Here is an 18,728-nt window from a genome sequence, read left to right on the forward strand (position 1 = left end):
TTGGGGTCTGATACGGGGGTCCAGGGGCCGGCCGGAGGTTCCTCACCAGGTCCTCCGGCCGGACTCCCGTCAGACCTCTTCGACGCTGCTCGGCTCGCGCCGGGACAGGTCGATGCCGAGCTCCTCCGCAGCGCGGAAGACATCCTCGTCGGTGTCACGCATCTCGATGGACATACCGTCGCTGGACAGCACCTCCACGTTCAGGCAGAGCGACTGCATCTCCTTGATGAGCACCTTGAAGGACTCGGGGATGCCGGGCTCGGGGATGTTCTCGCCCTTGACGATGGCCTCGTAGACCTTCACGCGGCCGGTGACGTCGTCGGACTTGATGGTCAGCAGCTCCTGGAGGGCGTAAGCGGCGCCGTAAGCCTCCAGCGCCCACACCTCCATCTCGCCGAACCGCTGGCCACCGAACTGGGCCTTACCACCCAGCGGCTGCTGGGTGATCATCGAGTACGGGCCGGTCGAACGCGCGTGCAGCTTGTCGTCGACCAGGTGGTGCAGCTTCAGGATGTACATGTAGCCGACCGAGATCGGCTCCGGGAACGGCTCACCGCTACGGCCGTCGAACAGCCGCGCCTTGCCGGACGGGAGCACCATGCGCTCGCCGTCGCGGTTCGGGATGGTGTGCTGCAGCAGACCCGCGAGCTCGTCCTCGCGCGCACCGTCGAAGACGGGGGTCGCGACGTTCGTGCCCGGGTCGACCTGGTCGGCGCCGATGGCCTGCAGGCGCTGCGCCCACTCGTCGGCGAGACCGGAGACGTCCCAGCCGCGGCTGGCGAGCCAGCCGAGGTGGATCTCGAGCACCTGTCCCGGGTTCATTCGGGACGGCACACCCAGCGGGTTGAGGATGATGTCGACCGGAGTTCCGTCCTCGAGGAACGGCATGTCCTCGATGGGCAGGATCTTCGAGATGACACCCTTGTTGCCGTGCCGGCCGGCGAGCTTGTCACCGTCGGTGATCTTGCGCTTCTGCGCCACGTACACGCGCACCAGCTGGTTCACACCGGGGGGAAGCTCGTCGCCCTCCTCGCGGTCGAAGACGCGGACGCCGATGACCTTGCCGATCTCGCCGTGCGGCACCTTCAGCGAGGTGTCACGGACCTCACGGGCCTTCTCACCGAAGATCGCGCGCAGCAGGCGCTCCTCCGGGGTCAGCTCGGTCTCGCCCTTGGGCGTGACCTTGCCGACGAGGATGTCGCCGGCGACGACCTCGGCACCGATACGGATGATGCCGCGCTCGTCGAGGTCGGCGAGGACCTCCTCGGAGACGTTCGGGATGTCCCGGGTGATCTCCTCGGGGCCGAGCTTGGTGTCACGGGCGTCGACCTCGTGCTCCTCGATGTGGATCGAGGAGAGGACGTCGTCCTGCACGAGGCGCTGCGACAGGATGATCGCGTCCTCGTAGTTGTGACCCTCCCACGGCATGAACGCCACGAGCAGGTTCTTGCCCAGCGCCATCTCGCCGTTCTCGGTGGCCGGACCGTCGGCCAGGACCTGGCCCTCGATGATCCGGTCGCCCTCGTTGACGATGACCTTCTGGTTGACCGAGGTGCCCTGGTTGGAGCGGGCGAACTTGGCCAGGCGGTACGTGATGTACGTGCCGTCGTCGTTGGCGGTGGTGATGTAGTCCGCGGAGACCTCCTGGACCACACCCGCCTTCTCGGCCTTGACCACGTCGCCGGCGTCGACGGCGGAGCGGTACTCCATGCCGGTGCCGACGAGCGGGGACTCGCTCTTGATGAGCGGCACGGCCTGACGCATCATGTTCGCGCCCATGAGGGCACGGTTGGCGTCGTCGTGCTCGAGGAACGGGATCATGGCGGTCGCGACCGACACCATCTGGCGCGGCGAGACGTCCATGTAGTCCACGTCGTCACCGGCGACGTAGTCGACCTCACCGCCACGGCGGCGGACGAGGACGCGGTTCTCGGCGAACCGCATGTCGTCGTTGAGCGTGGCGTTGGCCTGCGCGATGACGAAGCGGTCCTCTTCGTCGGCCGTCAGGTAGTCGACCTCGTCGGTGACCTGACCGTCGACGACCTTGCGGTACGGCGTCTCGACGAAGCCGAACGCGTTGACGCGGCCGTACGAGGCGAGCGAACCGATCAGACCGATGTTCGGGCCTTCGGGCGTCTCGATCGGGCACATGCGGCCGTAGTGGGACGGGTGCACGTCACGGACCTCGAAGCCGGCCCGCTCACGGGAGAGACCACCCGGGCCGAGCGCCGACAGACGGCGCTTGTGGGTGAGACCCGACAGCGGGTTGTTCTGGTCCATGAACTGCGACAGCTGGCTGGTGCCGAAGAACTCCTTGATGGAGGCGACGACCGGCCGGATGTTGATCAGGGTCTGCGGCGTGATCGCCTCGACGTCCTGAGTCGTCATGCGCTCACGGACGACGCGCTCCATACGAGCCAGACCCGTGCGGACCTGGTTCTGGATGAGCTCGCCGACGCTGCGCAGACGACGGTTGCCGAAGTGGTCGATGTCGTCGGTCTCGACAACGATCGTCTGGCCGTTGTCCGCGGCCGTCTCGGTCTCGCCGGCGTGCAGCTTCACCAGGTACTTGATCGTCGAGATGACGTCCTCGACGGTCAGGATGCCCGCGTCGAGCGGGGCCTCCGCACCCAGCTTCTTGTTGACCTTGTAGCGGCCGACCTTGGCGAGGTCGTAGCGCTTCGGGTTGAAGTACAGGTTCTCCAGAAGCGTCTGCGCGGCCTCGCGGGTCGGGGGCTCGCCCGGACGCAGCTTGCGGTAGATGTCGAGCAGCGCGTCGTCCTGGCCCTGGGTGTGGTCCTTCTCCAGGGTGGCGCGCATGGACTCGTACTCGCCGAACTCCTCCAGGATCTGCTCGGTGGTCCAACCGAGAGCCTTGAGCAGAACGGTCACGGACTGCTTGCGCTTGCGGTCGATGCGGACACCGACCATGTCGCGCTTGTCGATCTCCATCTCCAGCCAGGCACCCCGGGACGGGATGATCTTGGCGGAGAAGATGTCCTTGTCGGACGTCTTGTCGATGGAGGAGTCGAAGTAGACGCCGGGCGAGCGGACCAGCTGCGACACCACGACACGCTCGGTGCCGTTGATGACGAAGGTGCCCTTGTGGGTCATGAGCGGGAAGTCGCCCATGAAGACCGTCTGGGACTTGATCTCGCCGGTCTCGTTGTTGGTGAACTCAGCCGTCACGAAGAGCGGAGCGGCGTACGTGAAGTCGCGCTCCTTGCACTCGTCGATGCTGTTCTTCGGCGGCTCGAAACGGTGGTCGCGGAACGTCAGCGACATCGACCCGGAGAAGTCCTCGATCGGGGAGATCTCCTCGAAGATCTCCTCCAGACCGGACTTGGTGGGGACGTCCTGACCGGACTCGAGAGCCGCCTCGACCCGACTCTGCCAGGCGGTGTTCCCGAGCAGCCAGTCAAAGCTCTCGGTCTGCAGCGCGAGCAGGTTGGGAACCTCGAGGGGCTCCTTGATCTTTGCAAAGGAGATGCGCAGCGGGGCGGTGCTGGCACCGTTGTTCGTATTCGCGGTCGAGGCAGTGCGCGAGGCGGCCAAGAGGGGGTCCTTCCGAGGGCTCGGACTCACTACGCGCGTACCGGTCCCTCTCCCGCACACAGAGACAGGACTCCCCGATTTGGCCGAAAGGCCAGGTCAGGGACTTCTGATCGTCGGTGCTCAAGCGAGGGCATGCCCCTGGTGACGGGCAGGGGACAGCTAACAGGCAGCGCAAAGGGTCAGTGTAGCCACTTGGCACACTGATGTCCAGCCCCGGTTTTCGGAGACCCTCGTTGTTCTCAACACCTGCGGCAAGCCCACGCCCTCAATGCACGTTGATACTGCCCTCTTCGTCGTCGATCCATGCCTCGGATTCGGATCCTTGTGACGACGCGTCCTGAGAATTGCGCGCTGCGTGCAGTTCGTCAAGGCCCCCATGGCCCAAACCACATACCACCTGGGGCGCTTGGAGGCACGACGAAGATCACCATACTCCGCGCACCCGACGGTGCAAGGCAGCCACCACCCGACGCTCAGGAACGCCGAAGAGCGACCACCCGGATGGATGATCGCTCTTCGGTGCGTCAGCGTTACAGCCCTCTGTGAGGAGCCGTATCAGCTAGCAAGGGAGCCCCGCGGGACTCCGTGGGGTCACTTGACCTCGACGGAGGCGCCGGCGCCCTTGAGGGACTCGGCGGCCTTCTCGGCGGCGTCCTTGGCGACCTTCTCGAGAACGGGCTTCGGGGCGCCGTCCACGAGGTCCTTGGCCTCCTTCAGACCCAGGGAGGTCAGCTCACGCACGACCTTGATGACCTGGATCTTCTTGTCGCCGGCGCCGGTGAGGATGACGTCGAACTCGTCCTTCTCCTCCTCGACCGGGGCGGCGGCGGCCGGACCGGCCGGGCCCGCGACGGCAACCGCGGCGGCGGCGGTGACGTCGAACTTCTCCTCGAACGCCTTCACGAACTCGGAGAGCTGGATGAGGGTCATGCCCTCGAACTCGGCGAGCAGTTCGTCCTGGGTGAGAGCCACGATGGCTTTCCTTCCACTAATTTCGGCTGGTGCCGGGATGTACATGTATGGCGGGCGTACGTTCGGCCCGCTACGACCGCTGCCTCAGGCGGACTGCCTCAGGCGGCGGTCATGATGCGAGCCGAATTACTCGGCACCGCCCTGCTCGTCCTGCTTGGCACGAAGCGCGTCCACGGTGCGGACGAGCTTCGACGGGAGCGCCTGGAAGACCTGAGCAGCCTGCGTCTGCTTGCCCTTCAGAGCGCCCGCCAGCTTGGCGAGCAGAACCTCGCGGGACTCGAGGTCCGCAAGCTTCTTGATCTCGTCGGCGGACAGCGCCTTGCCGTCAAGGACACCGCCCTTGATGACGAGGTTCGGGTTGTCCTTGGCGAAGTCACGAAGACCCTTCGCCGACTCCACCGGGTCACCGGTGACGAAGGCGACCGCCGTCGGACCGTTGAACAGGTCGTCGAGCGTCGAGATCCCGGCCTCGTTGGCCGCAATCTTGGTCAGCGTGTTCTTCACCACGGCGTACTGGGCGTTCTCACCGAGCGAACGACGCAGCGTCTTGAGCTGCGCCACGGTGAGACCCCGGTACTCGGTCAGCACGGCGGCGTTCGAGCTACGGAACTGCTCCGTCAGCTCGGCTACCGCGGCAGCCTTGTCGGGCCTTGCCATGAGCGTCGGCCTCCTTCCGGGTGATGACGACCGCTCGGAAGGGGCTGTGATAAACGAAACGCCCCGGCGCAGGCGCACGGGGCGTAGCTCGACCGGCATTCGCAGCGTCAGCAGCGGACTCCGGGAGCTCTTCCACAGTCACCTGCGCGGGTCGTCCGCGGTTCAGCGGATCCTTCGGCCACCGCACCCTCCAGGAGCGCACGGCAACGACCAGCGGTCTTTGGCTTCTCCAGGAGGGTACGCGACCGGATCGCTGTCAAGCAAATCCGGTCCTACGGCTCAGCTCTGGGCGCCCTTCATCATCTCGGCGAGGTCGGCGGTGTCCTTGGCCGGCGGGGCCGTGACCTTCACCGGCTGGTTGATGTCGAGGAAGGTGATCGTCAGGTCGAGCGGACCCTTGTCGGCCTCGCCACGCATCCGGAACCGCTTGGTGTGGTCGTCGCCGTCGATCCACGCGTCCATGGTGAACGCGTCGACGCCCAGCTTCTCGTACTGCTCCAGAGCCTTCTCGCGCTGCTGCCGTACGGTCTTGTTCTTGTCCTTGAGCGAGGCCTTGAGGTCCGCGACGGTGACCTTGCCCTCGTAGTGGGTGGTCTTCACGCCGTCGACGGTCTCGGTGCCGACCTTCTTCACGTTCTTGGAGCCGGTGAGGAAGGTGGAGTTGGCGGCCGGGTTCTGGTCGGCCTGGCCGGCGCCCAGCTGGTCCGCGTTCAGCCCCTTGCCGCCGCCGAGCGCGGACATGTCGAGCTTGATCCAGCTCTTGCCGTCCATCTCCTTGGCCATCGAGGCGTTCCCGCCTATGTACATGACCTTGCCGACGAGGCGGATCTCGACCGGGCCCTTGGTTGCCTGGTTCTGGGCCGTCATTTTCATGCTCATGGCCAGCGGCTTGATGCTCACCGCCGCCTCGGCGGAAATCCGGCCCGCCCCCGGGACCTGGCCCGTCATCCGGTAGTGCGCGGACTTGATGTCCTCGCTGTTCTTCGCCGCCTTGGCGACGGCCGCCGCCGGAGTCATCGCGGGCGACTCGGCGGAGTCGCTCTTCTGACAGCCGACTGCTCCCCCCGCGAGCAGCAGCGCGGCGAGCCCGGCGCCCGTCGCTTTACGGCGCGCTGAAACACGTACAGAAGTCCCCATTGATTCCCCCCAAGGAATGCATGGCCGATACACAGTAAGGAGGCGAGCCTAACCTCAGGAGGCTGCAGGAGTCTTCCGTATTCCCCCGGACACCGGCAGCCCCGCCCGCCTCAGGAGCTCGTGCCGGACCCGCTCGCGGTGTCGCTGCTGCCCGGCGTCATGCCCTGCTTCTTCAGCAGCTGCCTGAAGTCCTCGGTGTCGCTCGCCGGGGGCTTGGGGGCGGAGACCTTCACGCCGTAGTCGCTGTAGTACGCGGTCTGGGTGTACTCACCGGCCGCCATGCGGCCCTTCTCGACCTTCTTGACCAGGAGGTTCTGGTCGTTGACCCAGATGTCGACGGACTCCGTGCCGACGCCGGCCTGGGTGAGCTGCTTCTTCAGGCCGGCGAGCTGGCTCGCGGTGAGGTTGGAGTTCTTGCGGGCGAGGTCGGCGACGTCCACCGTGCCCGAGTAGTGCGTGGTGTTCACGCCCCGCACCTTCTCGGTGCCGGCCTTCTTGACGTCCCCGGAAGCCAGCAGCAGCTTCACCGACTGGTTGGGGGTCGTGTTCTGCATCTGGTCCTTGAGGTACGCCCCGGAGCTGCCGCCGAGGTCGGCGAGGTCGGCGTAGCCGTACCGGATCCAGTGCTTGCCGCCCGCCTGCTCGGCGAACTTGTCGCCCATCTTCGCGTAGTAGGCGTCGGGCAGATAGCGGGCCTCCATCGACGTCGTGCCGAGTAGGCGCATGGTGTCCGCCATGGTGCCGCCGGTGTACGTGATGGTCAGGGTGCCGGTGAGGCCGTCCGCCCAGCCCAGGGTGCCGTCGCCCTTCATGGACATCAGCGGGCCCATGGTGGTCGTGGACTCGACCCTGGCGGAGTCGGCGCCGTCGGTGGACTTCTCGGCGGTGCGCAGGGCCGCTATGGGGCTGAGGTGCGTCGCGCCCTTGCCGGAGTCCCTGTCGCCCTTGCCGGATGGGGCCGAGGAGCTGCAGGCGGCCACGCCCGACAGCGCGGTCACCGCTGCGATCGAAAGGCTCACCCGGCGCACGGTCGTGCTCTTCATCGGTCCCCCACCCCTGAGCGATTGCTGTACCCGCACGCTAACGCAGGCCACTGACACCCGTCCGGGGAAAGGGACGAGCCCCGCACCACTGGGGTTGCGGGGCTCGTCTGAAAAAACGCGTACGCGCGACTGCCGTCAGGATCAGACGGCGGCCGGGTCCTCCTCGACGAGGAGGTTGCGGGTGCGGTTGGAGTCGACCGGAATGCCGGGGCCGATCGTGGTGCTGATCGCGGCCTTCTTGATGTAGCGACCCTTGGCGGCGGACGGCTTCAGACGGAGGATCTCCTCCAGCGCCGCCGCGTAGTTCTCCACCAGCTTGGTGTCGTCGAAGGACACCTTGCCGATGATGAAGTGCAGGTTCGAGTGCTTGTCGACGCGGAACTCGATCTTGCCGCCCTTGATGTCGTTGACGGCCTTCGCCACGTCCGGGGTCACGGTGCCGGTCTTGGGGTTCGGCATGAGACCACGGGGACCGAGCACACGGCCGAGGCGGCCGACCTTACCCATGAGGTCCGGGGTGGCGACGACGGCGTCGAAGTCCAGGCGGCCCTTCGAGACCTCGTCGATCAGTTCGTCGGAGCCGACGATGTCGGCGCCCGCGGCCTCCGCGGCTGCAGCACGGTCACCGGTCGCGAAGACCAGGACCCGGGCGGTCTTACCGGTGCCGTGCGGAAGGTTCACGGTGCCACGGACCATCTGGTCGGCCTTGCGCGGGTCGACACCCAGACGGAAGGCGACCTCGACGGTGCCGTCGAACTTGGTCGTGGAGGTCTCCTTGGCGAGACGGACGGCCTCGAGCGGGGCGTAGAGCTTCTCCCGGTCGATCTTGGCGTCCGCAGCGCGGAGAGACTTGCTGCGCTTGCTCACTACTGCTCCTGTGTGTGTCTGAGGAGTCGTGGTCCGGGCCGAGCAGGCCCTGCCACACTGATCTCAATGTGCGGCTACCGCCGCGTGGCTTCTTGCGGGAGTTGGGCTCAGCCCTCGACCGTGACGCCCATGGAACGCGCGGTACCGGCGATGATCTTCGCGGCGGCGTCCAGGTCGTTGGCGTTGAGGTCGGGGAGCTTGGTCTGGGCGATCTCGCGGACCTGCGCCTCGGTGATCTTGGCGACCTTGGTCTTGTGCGGCTCGCCGGAGCCCTTCTCGATGCCCGCGGCCTTGAGGATCATCTTGGCGGCCGGCGGCGTCTTGGTGATGAAGGTGAAGGAGCGGTCCTCGTAGACCGTGATCTCCACCGGGATCACCCAGCCACGCTGCGACTCGGTCGCGGCGTTGTACGCCTTGCAGAACTCCATGATGTTGACACCGTGCTGACCCAGCGCGGGGCCGACCGGCGGGGCCGGGTTTGCGGCGCCGGCCTGGATCTGGAGCTTGATGAGCCCCGTGACCTTCTTCTTCTTGGGAGGCATTGCTCTCCGGGTCCTTTCGATTGAGGCGTGCCTCCGCCCGGGTCGCGTCCCGGATGAAGGCATACCGCACAACGATAACGGGTATAGATGCGCGGCTAAAAACCGAGCAGGTCAGACCGGCTACGAGAGCCCGCCTGACCTGCGCGGAAGCGGTGCGTCCAGAAGCTGCTAGTTCTTCTGGATCTGGTCGAACGAAAGCTCGACCGGCGTCTCGCGGCCGAAGATCTCCACCAGACCCTTGACCTTCTTCGAGTCGGGGTTGATCTCGTTGATGGTCGCCTGCAGTGTGGCGAACGGGCCGTCGGTGACGGTGACCGAGTCGCCGACCTCGAAGTCCAGCACCTGGACCTCGACCTTGCGCTGCGGGGCAGGCTTGCCCTCGGCCTCGGCGGCCTCGCGGGCGGCCTTCTCCTCGGCCTCCGGGGCGAGCATCTTGACGATCTCGTCCAGGGTCAGGGGGTACGGGTCGTAGGCGTTGCCCACGAAGCCGGTGACGCCGGGAGTGTTGCGGACCACACCCCAGGACTCGTTCGTCAGGTCCATGCGGACCAGGACGTAGCCCGGGAGCTTGTTCTGCTTGATCGTCTTGCGGTCGCCGTTCTTGATCTGGACGACCTCTTCCTGCGGCACCTCGGCCTGGAAGATGTAGTCCTCGACATTCAGCGAGACGGCGCGCTGCTCCAGGTTGGTCTTCACGCGGTTCTCGTAACCGGCGTAGGTGTGGATGACGTACCACTCGCCGGGCAGGGAGCGCAGCTCCTCGCGGAGGGCCTCGACCGGGTCGACCGGCTCGGACTCCTCCTCCGCGATCTCTTCCTCGGCGGACTCGTCGGCGGCGGACTCGTCCTCGGCGGTCTCGTCCTCGTCCACGACCTGCAGGGCGGCCTCCTCGGCCGGCTCCCCCGCCTCGGCCTCGGCAGCCTCGAACTCGTCCTGCTCGTCCGCGCCCTCGACGATGTCGAGCTCGTCATCCACGGACTCGTCCGGCTCGATGGCGTCGTCGTTCAGGTTCGTGTCAGACACGGTGGCTGCTTCTTCCTGGATACATGGGGGTGGAACATGCGAAAGGGGCGCCGGGTACCTCGGCGCCCTTCGCTCTCGGCTCAGCCGAAGACGTACTTGGCCGCGTGGTTGAGCCCATAGTCAATCACGGTCACCAGGGCGATCATGACGGCGACGAAGAAGATCACCACGGTGGTGTACGACGTCAGCTGGTTACGCGTCGGCCAGACGACCTTGCGGAGTTCGGCGACGACCTGGCGGTAGAAGAGGGCAAGCCTCTTGAACGGACCCTTCTTGGCCCGCTTGCCGCCCTTGCGGGCCTTCTTCTTCGACTCCTGCGCCTCATCCTGGGCATCAGGCGTGTCGATGGAGCCCACGGCGTCCGCCATTCGTCCTCACCTGTTCCCGGGTCGTGGCCGTGCCGCGCCCGGTCTGAGCCGCACGGCGTTGCATTGCTGTACGTACATGCGCACACATCCTGGCGAAGGTGTGTGTAGCAGGGCCGGAGGGACTTGAACCCCCAACCGCCGGTTTTGGAGACCGGTGCTCTACCAATTGAGCTACGACCCTTTGTGTGTCCCCCAACGTACCGCATCCGACCGGGTGCTCGGTGTGCACCGTCTGCGGCGCGGCAGCTGATGGCCAACGAGGTGAGAGTGTACGTGGTCCGGAGCGCATCGTCGAACAGAAAGCGCCCGTAGGGGCCTTGGCGGAGGAAGATCGCCGGAAAACCGATGGAAGATCACCCAGGCCACCGGCTGATTCCGGACAGGTGTTCAGTGCTCGACCCACACATGTTCAGTCTGTGAAACCCGCGTGCCGGGGGCGTTTCCGGTCTGAAACGATGGGCCCCATGAGCGCTGCAACCCCTCCCACCGAGCGCCGGGTCTCCGCCCGAGTCGGCGCGATCTCCGAGTCCGCCACCCTCGCCGTGGACGCCAAGGCCAAGGCCCTCAAGGCCGCCGGGCGTCCGGTGATCGGCTTCGGCGCCGGTGAGCCCGACTTCCCGACCCCGGACTACATCGTCGAGGCCGCCATCGAGGCCTGCAAGAACCCGAAGTACCACCGGTACACCCCGGCCGGCGGTCTGCCCGAGCTGAAGGCCGCGATCGCCGCGAAGACGCTGCGCGACTCCGGCTGGGAGCCCGACGTCTCGCAGGTCCTCGTCACCAATGGCGGCAAGCAGGCCATCTACGAGGCGTTCGCCGCGATCCTCGACCCGGGCGACGAGGTCATCGTCCCGGCCCCGTACTGGACGACGTACCCGGAGTCGATCCGCCTGGCCGGCGGTGTCCCGGTGGAGGTCGTCGCGGACGAGACCACCGGTTACCGCGTCTCGGTCGAGCAGCTGGAGGCCGCCCGCACGGAGAAGACCAAGGTCGTTCTGTTCGTGTCGCCGTCCAACCCGACCGGCGCGGTGTACTCCGAGGCCGAGACCGAGGCGATCGGCCGCTGGGCCGTCGAGCACGGCCTGTGGGTGCTGACCGACGAGATCTACGAGCACCTGGTGTACGGCGACGCGGTCTCCGTGTCCCTGCCCGCGCTGCTGCCCGAGCTGCGCGACAAGTGCGTCGTGGTCAACGGTGTCGCGAAGACCTATGCGATGACGGGCTGGCGCGTGGGCTGGGTCATCGGCCCGAAGGACGTGGTCAAGGCCGCGACCAACCTGCAGTCGCACGCCACGTCGAACGTGTCGAACGTCGCACAGGTCGCCGCCCTGGCCGCCGTCTCCGGTGACCTGGACGCCGTCGCGAAGATGCGGGAGGCCTTCGACCGCCGCCGCAAGACCATCGTGCGGATGCTCAACGAGATCGACGGCGTGGTCTGCCCCGAGCCCGAGGGCGCCTTCTACGCGTACCCGTCGGTCAAGGGCCTGCTCGGCAAGGAGATCCGCGGCAAGCGCCCGCAGGACTCGGTCGAGCTGGCCGCGCTGATCCTGGAGGAGGCCGAGGTCGCGGTCGTCCCCGGCGAGGCCTTCGGTACGCCGGGCTACCTGCGGCTGTCGTACGCACTGGGTGACGAGGATCTCGTCGAGGGTGTCAGCCGGATCCAGAAGCTGCTGGCGGAGGCGCAGGACTGACGTCCACGCACGCGTGCGGGCCGTTTCCCTTCGGGGAGGCGGCCCGTTTCTTCGTGCGAGCAAGACCACTAACGGGGAATCCGCTACCGGGACGGCAGTGACGTACGGCAGGATCCTGGAATGGAGCGTGTACGTGATGTCTCTGAGCTGCCGAAGGCCCATCTCCATCTGCACTTCACCGGGTCGATGCGGCCCACCACCGTGCTGGAGCTGGCCGACAAGTACGGTGTGCGACTGCCCGAAGCCCTGACCGAGGCACTGACCAGCGGGGAGCCGCCGAGGCTGCGGGCGACGGACGAGCGGGGGTGGTTCCGCTTCCAGCGGCTGTACGACGCCGCGCGCTCGTGCCTCAGGGAGCCCGAGGACATCCAGCGTCTGGTGCGGGAGGCCGCCGAGGAGGATCTGAAGGACGGCTCGGGGTGGCTGGAGATCCAGGTCGACCCGACCTCGTACGCGCCTCGTCTGGGCGGTCTGATCCCGGCGCTGGAGATCATCCTGGACGCGGTGGACACGACGAGGCGGGAGACCGGCCTGGGCATGCGGGTCCTGGTCGCCGCGAACCGCATGAAGCATCCCCTGGACGCGCGCACGCTGGCCCGGCTGGCCGTGCGGTATGCCGACCGGGGAGTGGTCGGCTTCGGTCTGTCGAACGACGAACGCCGGGGCATGGCGAGGGACTTCGACCGGGCGTTCGCGATCGCCCGCGAGGGCGGACTGCTGTCGGCGCCGCACGGCGGCGAGCTGACGGGGCCTTCGTCGGTACGGGACTGTCTCGACGACCTGGACGCGAACCGGATCGGGCACGGGGTGCGGGCCGCGGAGGACCCCCGGCTGCTGAAGCGGCTCGCGGAGCGGGGGGTGACGTGTGAGGTCTGCCCCGCTTCGAACGTGGCCCTGGGCGTGTACGAGAAGCCCGAGGACGTCCCGCTGCGGACGCTGTACGACGCCGGGGTCGCGATGGCCCTGGGCGCCGACGACCCGCTCCTGTTCGGCTCCCGTCTTGCCGCCCAGTACGACATCGCCCGGCGCCACCACGCGTTCACGGACGAGGAGTTGGCGGAACTGGCCCGCCAGTCGGTGCGGGCTTCGGCGGCGCCGGAGGTTGTGAAGACGAAGCTGCTGGCCGGGGTGGACGACTGGCTGGCCTAGGTCAGTCGGCGATGCCGGTCAGCAGGGTTCGCGCCAGCCGCTGGGCGAAATCGTCCACCGGCGGCCGTACCGCCTCTCGTGTCGCGTCATAGGCGAAGGCCCGCTGTGCACAGGCGCCCAGCAGCAGCGACGCGGCTGCGAAGGTGTCCGCATCGAGGCTGACCCGGCCGAGTTCCTGTTCGGCCCGCAGGTACGTGTCCACGCCCTGGATCGGCATGTGCGGGCCCCTTCCCATCTGCCGCATCACGTCGTCGTGCCGCCGCTTGAGCTGGGTCTCGGCATACAGGGACGCGGCGATCGGGAAGCTCTGCTCGTAGAAGAGGGCGGCCTGGCGGGCGATCTCGGTGAGGTTCTCCTCCAGCGTGCTCTGTCCGGGCTCGGCGGCCAGGCTGTGCAGCAACGGCGTCAACTGGGGCAGCCGCTCCGTGAGGACGCAGATGAACAGCTCTTCCTTGCCGGCGAAGTACTTGTAGAGCGCGGCCTCGGAGCAGCCGGCCGCCCTGGCGATCTCCTTGGTGGTGGCGCGGGCCAGCCCGACGGTGAGCATCAGCTCGTGAGCGGCATCGAGGATGCGGACCCGGGCCGGCTTCGTTTCCATGTGTCGTCCAATCGGGCTTGACGAGTGGGTGAGTGCTTACTCACTCTAGTAGGAGGAGGGGTGAGTGAGTACTCACCCACCATCTACGAGCATGGGAGCACCCATGAAACTCACCGTTTTCGGCGCCACCGGCGGCATAGGCCGGGAAGTCGTCCGCCAGGCCCTGGACGCTGGGCACGAGGTCACTGCGGTCGTACGGGATCCCGCGCGGCTGTCCGTGACGGGCGACCGCCTGGAGGTGTTCCGGGACGACCTGTCCGCCCCTGAGGCCGTGCGCCCCGCGGTGGCCGGCCGGGACGTGGTCCTGTCGGGGCTCGGTGCGCGCAGCCGCAAGGAGGCGGGGGTCGCGGCCCGGCTCACGCGCACCGTGTTGGGCGCCATGGAGGCGGAGGGGGTGCGGCGGCTGCTTGTGGTGAGCGCGGCGCCGGTCGGCCCGCCGCCCGAGGAGGACGGGCCGTTCGACCGCACGACGCGCGGCATCGTCTCGGCGCTGCTCAAGGACGTCTACGCCGATCTGAGCGCCATGGAGGCCGAGTTGGCCGGCAGCACCACGGACTGGACGGTCGTACGGCCGCCGCGGCTGCAGAACAAGCCGGTCACGGGCGCGTACCGGTCGGTGGTCGGCGGCTTCCCGGCGAAGGGGCGCTTCATCGGGCGCGCGGATGTGGCGCACGCGATGCTGGCCATGGTCGGCGATCCGGGGACGGTGAAGCAGGGGGTGGGCGTGGCGTACTGAGGCGGCCTGTACGGGCCGCCCGCAGTTCCCTGCGCGGGTCCCTAAAGGCTGACCCCGACCGTCACCGGTTCGTTGACCAGCGTGATCCCGAAGGACTCGTGGACTCCGGCGACGACCTCGCGGGCGAGTGCGAGTAGGTCTTCCGTGGTGGCCTCGCCCCGGTTGGTGAGGGCGAGGGTGTGCTTGGTGGAGATGCGGGCGGGGCCGGTGCCGTAGCCCTTGGTGAAGCCCGCCTTGTCGATCAGCCAGGCCGCGGAGGTCTTGGTGTGGCCCTCCCCTGCCGGGTAGGCGGGGGGCTCCACGCCGTCGCCGAGCCGTTCCTGCACGCGCGCGTGGAACGCGGCGAACTGGGCGTCGGTGAGGATCGGGTTGGTGAAGAAGGAACCGGCCGACCAGGTGTCGTGGTCCTCGGGGTCCAGGACCATGCCCTTGCCGGAGCGCAGCTTGAGGACGGTCTCGCGGGCGGCTGCGAGTGGGACGCGGTCGCCGGGCTCTACGCCGAGGGCGCGGGCCGTCTCCGCGTACTTGACGGGGCCGGAGAGGCCGTTCGCGTCCTCCAGTTCGAAGCGGACGCGCAGGACGACGTAGCGCTCGGGGTCGGCCTTGAAGCGGCTGTGGCGGTACGAGAAGGCGCAGTCGGCGTTCGGGACGGTGACCGTTTCGCGGGTGTGGCGGTCGTAGGCGACCACCTCGGTGATGGTCGAGGAGACCTCCTGGCCGTACGCGCCCACGTTCTGGATGGGGGTCGCGCCGGCCGAGCCGGGGATGCCGGCCAGGCACTCGATGCCGGCGAGTCCGGCCTCGACGGTGCGGGCGACGGCGTCGGTCCACACCTCGCCGGCGGCGAGCTCCAGGCGGGTGCCGTCCAGGTCGAAGCCCTTGGTGGCGATGACGAGGGCGGTGCCGGCGAAGCCCTTGTCGCCGATGACCAGGTTCGAGCCGCCGCCGATCAGCAGGAGCGGGGTGCCGGTGTCGTCGGCCTCGCGGACGGCTGAGATCACCTCGGCGTCGGTGGTGGCGGTGATCAGGCGGGTCGCGGGGCCGCCCAGCCGGAAGGTGGTCAGCGGGGCGAGGGGGGCGTCGTGTCGTTCCTGCACGGGCTCAAGGGTACGAGACGGGTGAGTGGGGGCTCGGGTGCGGATGCCTGCGGCGCCTGTGCGGCTTCAGTGGGCTCGGGTGCGGATGCCTGCGGCGCCTGTGCGGCTTCGGTGGGGGTGCGGATGCCTGTGGCGCCTGTGCGGCTTCGGTGGGGGTGCGGGTAGCGCCTGCGGTGCGGTGGGTGGGTCGGGGACGTGGCGGGGGTGTCCGTCCTCGGTCGGGCGGTGCTGCTGGTTTTGCAGAACTCGGGGCTGACGCCCGCCGCTGCGGGCGGACACCCCCGCCACGTCCCCTTTCCGCCGTACGCGACTGCGGGTGCGTACCTCTCCTCTTTCCGACCCAGCCTGCGGGCCGCGGTGCTCGCATAGCTGCGGGCAGTCGTGTCGCTGGGGCGGCACGGGTGGGCGCAGCGGCAACCCGCCGGCGCGGGGTGAGCGAAGTTACCCCCGCCCCGGTTCGGCACCCGGGTGCACCCAAATGGCCCCGCCCTTTCGGACGGGGCCATGGGCGTTGCGGGGGTCAGCCTGCGACCGGCTCCAGCGTGGGAGTCACGTCGTCCTTCGACGTCGACGGCGCTGTCCGCAGGGCGCCCCGCCTCGGGATCAGCAGTGCCGCCCCCGCGGCGACCGCGACGACCACCGAGCCCGTCACCAGCGCGGGCTTGAGGCCGTCGACGAAGGCCTGTCCGGACTCGTAGCCGCCCTGCGCCGAGAAGATCGACGACATGATCGCGATGCCGAGCGCGCCGCCCACCTCACGCAGCGCGTTGTTGGCGCCGGAGGCGATGCCCTGCTCCTTGAGACCGACGCTGGACATCACCAGGTTGGCGGCCGGGGCGAAGTACAGCCCCATGCCGATGCCGCTGATGATCAGGGCGGGCAGCTGGGCGGCGTAGGAGACGCCGGGCGCCACCACGGAGGCCATCCAGCCGAGGCCGACGGCCTGCAGGAAGAGGCCGGTGGCGACGACGGGGCGGCCGCCGATGCGGTCGGACAGGATGCCGGCGATCGGTGCGGCGATCATCGGCATGCCGGTCCAGGGCAGCATGCGCAGGCCCGCCTCGGTGGGCGAGTAGCCGAGGACGCCCTGCATGAACTGGCTGAGCAGGAAGATCGAGCCGAACATCCCGAGGAACATCAGCAGGCTCGCGGCGTTGATGCCGGAGAAAGCACGGGAGCGGAACAGCCGCATCGGCAGCATGGGGTTCTTGGCTCGCAGGCTGTAGCCGACGAATCCGATGAGGAGTGCGGTTCCGGCGAACAGGCCGGTCAGGACCAGGGAAGCGGTCCAGCCGTCGGCGGGGCCGCGGACCAGGCCGTAGACGATCCCGAAGAGGCCGCCGCTGGCGAGCAGGGTGCCGGGGACGTCGAGCGGGGCGCCGGTGCCGTACGACTCGGCGAGGCGCAGGCGGGCCAGCGGGAGCAGGGCGAGGCCCAGCGGGACGTTCAGCCAGAAGATCCAGTGCCAGGAGACGTGCTCGGTGAGGCTGCCGCCGATCAGCGGGCCGGAGGCCACGGCGAGGCCGTTGACGGCACCCCAGATGCCGTAGGCCATCCCGCGCTTGGCGGCGGGTACGGCGGCCGTGAGGAGGGTGAGGGTCAAAGGCATCATGATCGCGGCGCCTACGCCCTGGACCGCACGGGCGGCGATCAGGGAGTTGATGCCGGTCGCCATGGCCGCGGCCGCGGAGGCGCCGGTGAAGACCGTGAGGCCGACGAGGAAGAGCCGGCGGCGACCGAAGCGGTCACCGAGTGCCGCGCCGAACATCAGGAGGACTGCGAAGGTGAGGGTGTAGGCGCTGACAGTCCATTCCAGGTCCCCCAGGGCTCCGCCCAGGTCCTTGCGGATGGAGGGCAGGGCGGTGGTGACCACGAGGTTGTCGAGGGCCGCCATGAATCCGGCGACGCTGGTGATGACGAGGGCCCAGACGGCTCCCCCGCGACGTGCAGTCTGCTGTGACATCGCTCCCCCAGAGGGTGATCAGTCGCTTCGGTGGCTCTGTTTGGTTAGTTATTGATGACTAACTTCGGCGGGCATGAAAAGGCGGTTGCGGCGCCTTCCCCGTGGACTGCCTGGAACACGTGGGCTACTTCTCCAGACGGCCTTCCAGCCGTGCCTCTGGATACAGCCCCTCCCAGACTCGATGCTCGGGAGGAAAACCCATGGCCACCAGGCAGTTGATGAGCATCCCGTACGCCATGAACGTCGTCGTCCCGTCGATGTCGGCACCCAGCGGCAGATGGACCGTGTCCCACAGCCCCATCCACCCGTTGCGCACCGCCTCGCCGAGCTCGCGGTCGCCCGCCTGCTCGGCGGCGGCCACACTGACGTACATCTGCATCTGCATCAGCAGCCGCTCGGGCTGCTCCGCGATGACCTTGGTGTACGCGTTCGCCATGGCGCGCAGGGCCTCTTCACCCTCCAGCCCCTTGGCGGCCTCCTCGAAGGTGCGGATGGTGTCCTCCATGCACCGCTGCGCCACCGCGAGGAAGAGTGCCTTCTTGCCCGGGAAGAGCCGGAAGAGATACGGCTGCGAGACGCCGACCCGCTTGGCGATCGCCTCGGTGGAGGTGCCGTAGTAGCCGCCGCGGGCGAACTCCGTGGTCGCCGCACGAATGACGCTCTCGCGCCTCTCTTCTGCGCTCATCCTGGCCATGCGAGTAAGTTAGTACTCAATCACTAACTACGTCAAGGGGTGCGGGCGACAGGCCTCCCGGGGCCGGCGGACACGGCACAATCGCCTCGTGGATCAGGGAATCGCGGCCCTGTTGCAGATACGGGCCCAGGCCGGAATCGACCATGCCCAGTGGCGCAGACAGGCCCGGCGCGACGCCTGCAGCGCCTTCCTCGCGCCCGCGCACGAGGCGGGCAACGCGCTGAAACAGGCCGCCCGAGCGCTGATCGGTGACGTCGATGCCACCGAGGCGGACCGTCGGCTCCTGGCCGCCCACGACAGCCTGACGGCGGCGCATGCGGCCTGGGCCGCGCTCGCCGTCGAAGGCCCCGAGGCGGTGGAACAGCCGGCCCACGGCGTCAAGACCGGGCTGCACTCGACGCGGACAACGCTGCTCGCGTGGCGCGACTCGGCGGAGAGTTCATTCGACCACAACGTGAAGTTCGTGGAACGGCACGCGGTCGAGGTGACCAAGGTCTCCGAACGGATCAGCGCCTTCACCGCTGCCGCCCGCGCCGCACTCGACGACACGACACCCGCCTTGGGCACCGACGGCGGCTGAGACGTTGTAAGGGGCGCCCCGCAATGGAGAACGCCCCTTACACCACGTCAGTCGTG

The 18,728-nt window shown here is 68.2% G+C and carries 17 protein-coding genes and 1 tRNA gene; 4 read left to right on the plus strand and 14 right to left on the minus strand.

Going from position 1 to position 18,728, the window contains the following annotated elements; all coding sequences use genetic code 11:
* Nucleotides 1-69: 69 nt before the first annotated feature.
* The 10 genes from rpoB to IH68_RS0108125 all read right to left on the minus strand — a co-directional run bounded on the left by rpoB (nt 70) and on the right by IH68_RS0108125 (nt 10,345).
* A complete protein-coding gene (gene rpoB, locus IH68_RS0108080; protein ID WP_030930563.1) occupies nt 70-3,555 on the minus strand; it encodes a DNA-directed RNA polymerase subunit beta in 3,486 nt (1,161 codons plus the stop codon).
* A gap of 591 nt (nt 3,556-4,146) precedes the next feature.
* Nucleotides 4,147-4,530 carry a 50S ribosomal protein L7/L12 gene (gene rplL, locus IH68_RS0108085; RefSeq protein WP_093499670.1) on the minus strand — a complete coding sequence of 128 codons (384 nt, stop codon included), beginning with the start codon at nt 4,528-4,530 and terminating at the stop codon, nt 4,147-4,149.
* 123 nt (nt 4,531-4,653) lie between these two features.
* The gene (rplJ, locus tag IH68_RS0108090; protein WP_016434607.1) at nt 4,654-5,184 is read right to left on the minus strand and encodes a 50S ribosomal protein L10; all 531 of its coding nucleotides are present in this window, start codon (nt 5,182-5,184) and stop codon (nt 4,654-4,656) included.
* A gap of 279 nt (nt 5,185-5,463) precedes the next feature.
* Nucleotides 5,464-6,321, minus strand: a complete 858-nt coding sequence (locus tag IH68_RS0108095) for a hypothetical protein (RefSeq protein WP_030930569.1) — start codon at nt 6,319-6,321, stop codon at nt 5,464-5,466.
* 110 nt (nt 6,322-6,431) lie between these two features.
* Nucleotides 6,432-7,364 carry a hypothetical protein gene (locus tag IH68_RS0108100; RefSeq protein WP_030930573.1) on the minus strand — a complete coding sequence of 311 codons (933 nt, stop codon included), beginning with the start codon at nt 7,362-7,364 and terminating at the stop codon, nt 6,432-6,434.
* A 141-nt stretch (nt 7,365-7,505) separates the two neighbouring features.
* Nucleotides 7,506-8,231 (minus strand): 50S ribosomal protein L1, encoded by a 726-nt coding sequence (gene rplA / locus IH68_RS0108105; protein WP_030930575.1) that lies wholly within the window; start codon nt 8,229-8,231, stop codon nt 7,506-7,508.
* Nucleotides 8,232-8,338: 107 nt separating this feature from the next.
* Nucleotides 8,339-8,773 (minus strand): 50S ribosomal protein L11, encoded by a 435-nt coding sequence (rplK, locus tag IH68_RS0108110; RefSeq protein WP_003998857.1) that lies wholly within the window; start codon nt 8,771-8,773, stop codon nt 8,339-8,341.
* Nucleotides 8,774-8,941: 168 nt separating this feature from the next.
* A complete protein-coding gene (gene nusG, locus IH68_RS0108115) occupies nt 8,942-9,796 on the minus strand; it encodes a transcription termination/antitermination protein NusG (RefSeq protein ID WP_030930578.1) in 855 nt (284 codons plus the stop codon).
* Between the two features lie 80 nt (nt 9,797-9,876).
* On the minus strand, nt 9,877-10,164 hold the full coding sequence (secE, locus tag IH68_RS0108120) for a preprotein translocase subunit SecE (protein ID WP_030930581.1): 288 nt from the start codon (nt 10,162-10,164) through the stop codon (nt 9,877-9,879).
* Between the two features lie 108 nt (nt 10,165-10,272).
* Nucleotides 10,273-10,345 (minus strand) — tRNA-Trp (locus tag IH68_RS0108125).
* Between the two features lie 283 nt (nt 10,346-10,628).
* Here IH68_RS0108125 and IH68_RS0108130 point away from each other — a divergent pair.
* Nucleotides 10,629-11,855: a pyridoxal phosphate-dependent aminotransferase gene (locus tag IH68_RS0108130; RefSeq protein WP_030930584.1), complete on the plus strand. Its 1,227-nt coding sequence runs from the start codon at nt 10,629-10,631 to the stop codon at nt 11,853-11,855.
* A 120-nt stretch (nt 11,856-11,975) separates the two neighbouring features.
* Nucleotides 11,976-13,004 (plus strand): adenosine deaminase, encoded by a 1,029-nt coding sequence (locus IH68_RS0108135; protein ID WP_030930587.1) that lies wholly within the window; start codon nt 11,976-11,978, stop codon nt 13,002-13,004.
* Nucleotide 13,005: 1 nt separating this feature from the next.
* On the opposite strand, the gene IH68_RS0108140 is transcribed toward IH68_RS0108135, so the two are convergent.
* Nucleotides 13,006-13,602 carry a TetR/AcrR family transcriptional regulator gene (locus tag IH68_RS0108140; protein WP_030930604.1) on the minus strand — a complete coding sequence of 199 codons (597 nt, stop codon included), beginning with the start codon at nt 13,600-13,602 and terminating at the stop codon, nt 13,006-13,008.
* Between the two features lie 103 nt (nt 13,603-13,705).
* Here IH68_RS0108140 and IH68_RS0108145 point away from each other — a divergent pair, with 103 nt between their 5' ends.
* Nucleotides 13,706-14,338: an NAD(P)-dependent oxidoreductase gene (locus tag IH68_RS0108145; protein ID WP_030930607.1), complete on the plus strand. Its 633-nt coding sequence runs from the start codon at nt 13,706-13,708 to the stop codon at nt 14,336-14,338.
* Between the two features lie 41 nt (nt 14,339-14,379).
* Here IH68_RS0108145 and IH68_RS0108150 read toward each other — a convergent pair whose 3' ends face one another.
* From IH68_RS0108150 to IH68_RS0108160, 3 genes are all read right to left on the minus strand, one after another.
* Entirely contained in the window at nt 14,380-15,480 is a 1,101-nt protein-coding gene (locus IH68_RS0108150; RefSeq protein WP_267883720.1) for a UDP-N-acetylmuramate dehydrogenase, read from the minus strand.
* Nucleotides 15,481-15,955: 475 nt separating this feature from the next.
* The gene (locus tag IH68_RS0108155) at nt 15,956-17,398 is read right to left on the minus strand and encodes a DHA2 family efflux MFS transporter permease subunit (RefSeq protein WP_051833265.1); all 1,443 of its coding nucleotides are present in this window, start codon (nt 17,396-17,398) and stop codon (nt 15,956-15,958) included.
* Nucleotides 17,399-17,522: 124 nt separating this feature from the next.
* Complete coding sequence (locus tag IH68_RS0108160) at nt 17,523-18,092, minus strand: TetR/AcrR family transcriptional regulator (protein ID WP_030930616.1); 570 nt, start codon at nt 18,090-18,092, stop codon at nt 17,523-17,525.
* Nucleotides 18,093-18,180: 88 nt separating this feature from the next.
* Between IH68_RS0108160 and IH68_RS0108165 the strand changes: the two genes are divergently transcribed.
* Nucleotides 18,181-18,672 (plus strand): hypothetical protein, encoded by a 492-nt coding sequence (locus tag IH68_RS0108165; protein WP_030930619.1) that lies wholly within the window; start codon nt 18,181-18,183, stop codon nt 18,670-18,672.
* The last annotated feature ends 56 nt before the right edge of the window (nt 18,673-18,728 follow it).

Origin of the sequence: Streptomyces sp. NRRL S-646, from assembly GCF_000720765.1 — a bacterium.
Lineage (GTDB): Bacteria > Actinomycetota > Actinomycetes > Streptomycetales > Streptomycetaceae > Streptomyces.

Bases quoted from the DNA above. Each gene is read 5' to 3' on its own strand.
- rplK (WP_003998857.1), bottom strand. From the start codon at position 8,773: ATGCCTCCCAAGAAGAAGAAGGTCACGGGGCTCATCAAGCTCCAGATC.
- IH68_RS0108095 (WP_030930569.1), bottom strand. From the start codon at position 6,321: ATGGGGACTTCTGTACGTGTTTCAGCGCGCCGTAAAGCGACGGGCGCC.
- IH68_RS0108160 (WP_030930616.1), bottom strand. From the start codon at position 18,092: ATGGCCAGGATGAGCGCAGAAGAGAGGCGCGAGAGCGTCATTCGTGCG.
- secE (WP_030930581.1), bottom strand. From the start codon at position 10,164: ATGGCGGACGCCGTGGGCTCCATCGACACGCCTGATGCCCAGGATGAG.
- IH68_RS0108100 (WP_030930573.1), bottom strand. From the start codon at position 7,364: ATGAAGAGCACGACCGTGCGCCGGGTGAGCCTTTCGATCGCAGCGGTG.
- IH68_RS0108145 (WP_030930607.1), top strand. From the start codon at position 13,706: ATGAAACTCACCGTTTTCGGCGCCACCGGCGGCATAGGCCGGGAAGTC.
- IH68_RS0108155 (WP_051833265.1), bottom strand. From the start codon at position 17,398: ATGTCACAGCAGACTGCACGTCGCGGGGGAGCCGTCTGGGCCCTCGTC.
- IH68_RS0108135 (WP_030930587.1), top strand. From the start codon at position 11,976: ATGGAGCGTGTACGTGATGTCTCTGAGCTGCCGAAGGCCCATCTCCAT.
- IH68_RS0108130 (WP_030930584.1), top strand. From the start codon at position 10,629: ATGAGCGCTGCAACCCCTCCCACCGAGCGCCGGGTCTCCGCCCGAGTC.
- IH68_RS0108140 (WP_030930604.1), bottom strand. From the start codon at position 13,602: ATGGAAACGAAGCCGGCCCGGGTCCGCATCCTCGATGCCGCTCACGAG.
- rplJ (WP_016434607.1), bottom strand. From the start codon at position 5,184: ATGGCAAGGCCCGACAAGGCTGCCGCGGTAGCCGAGCTGACGGAGCAG.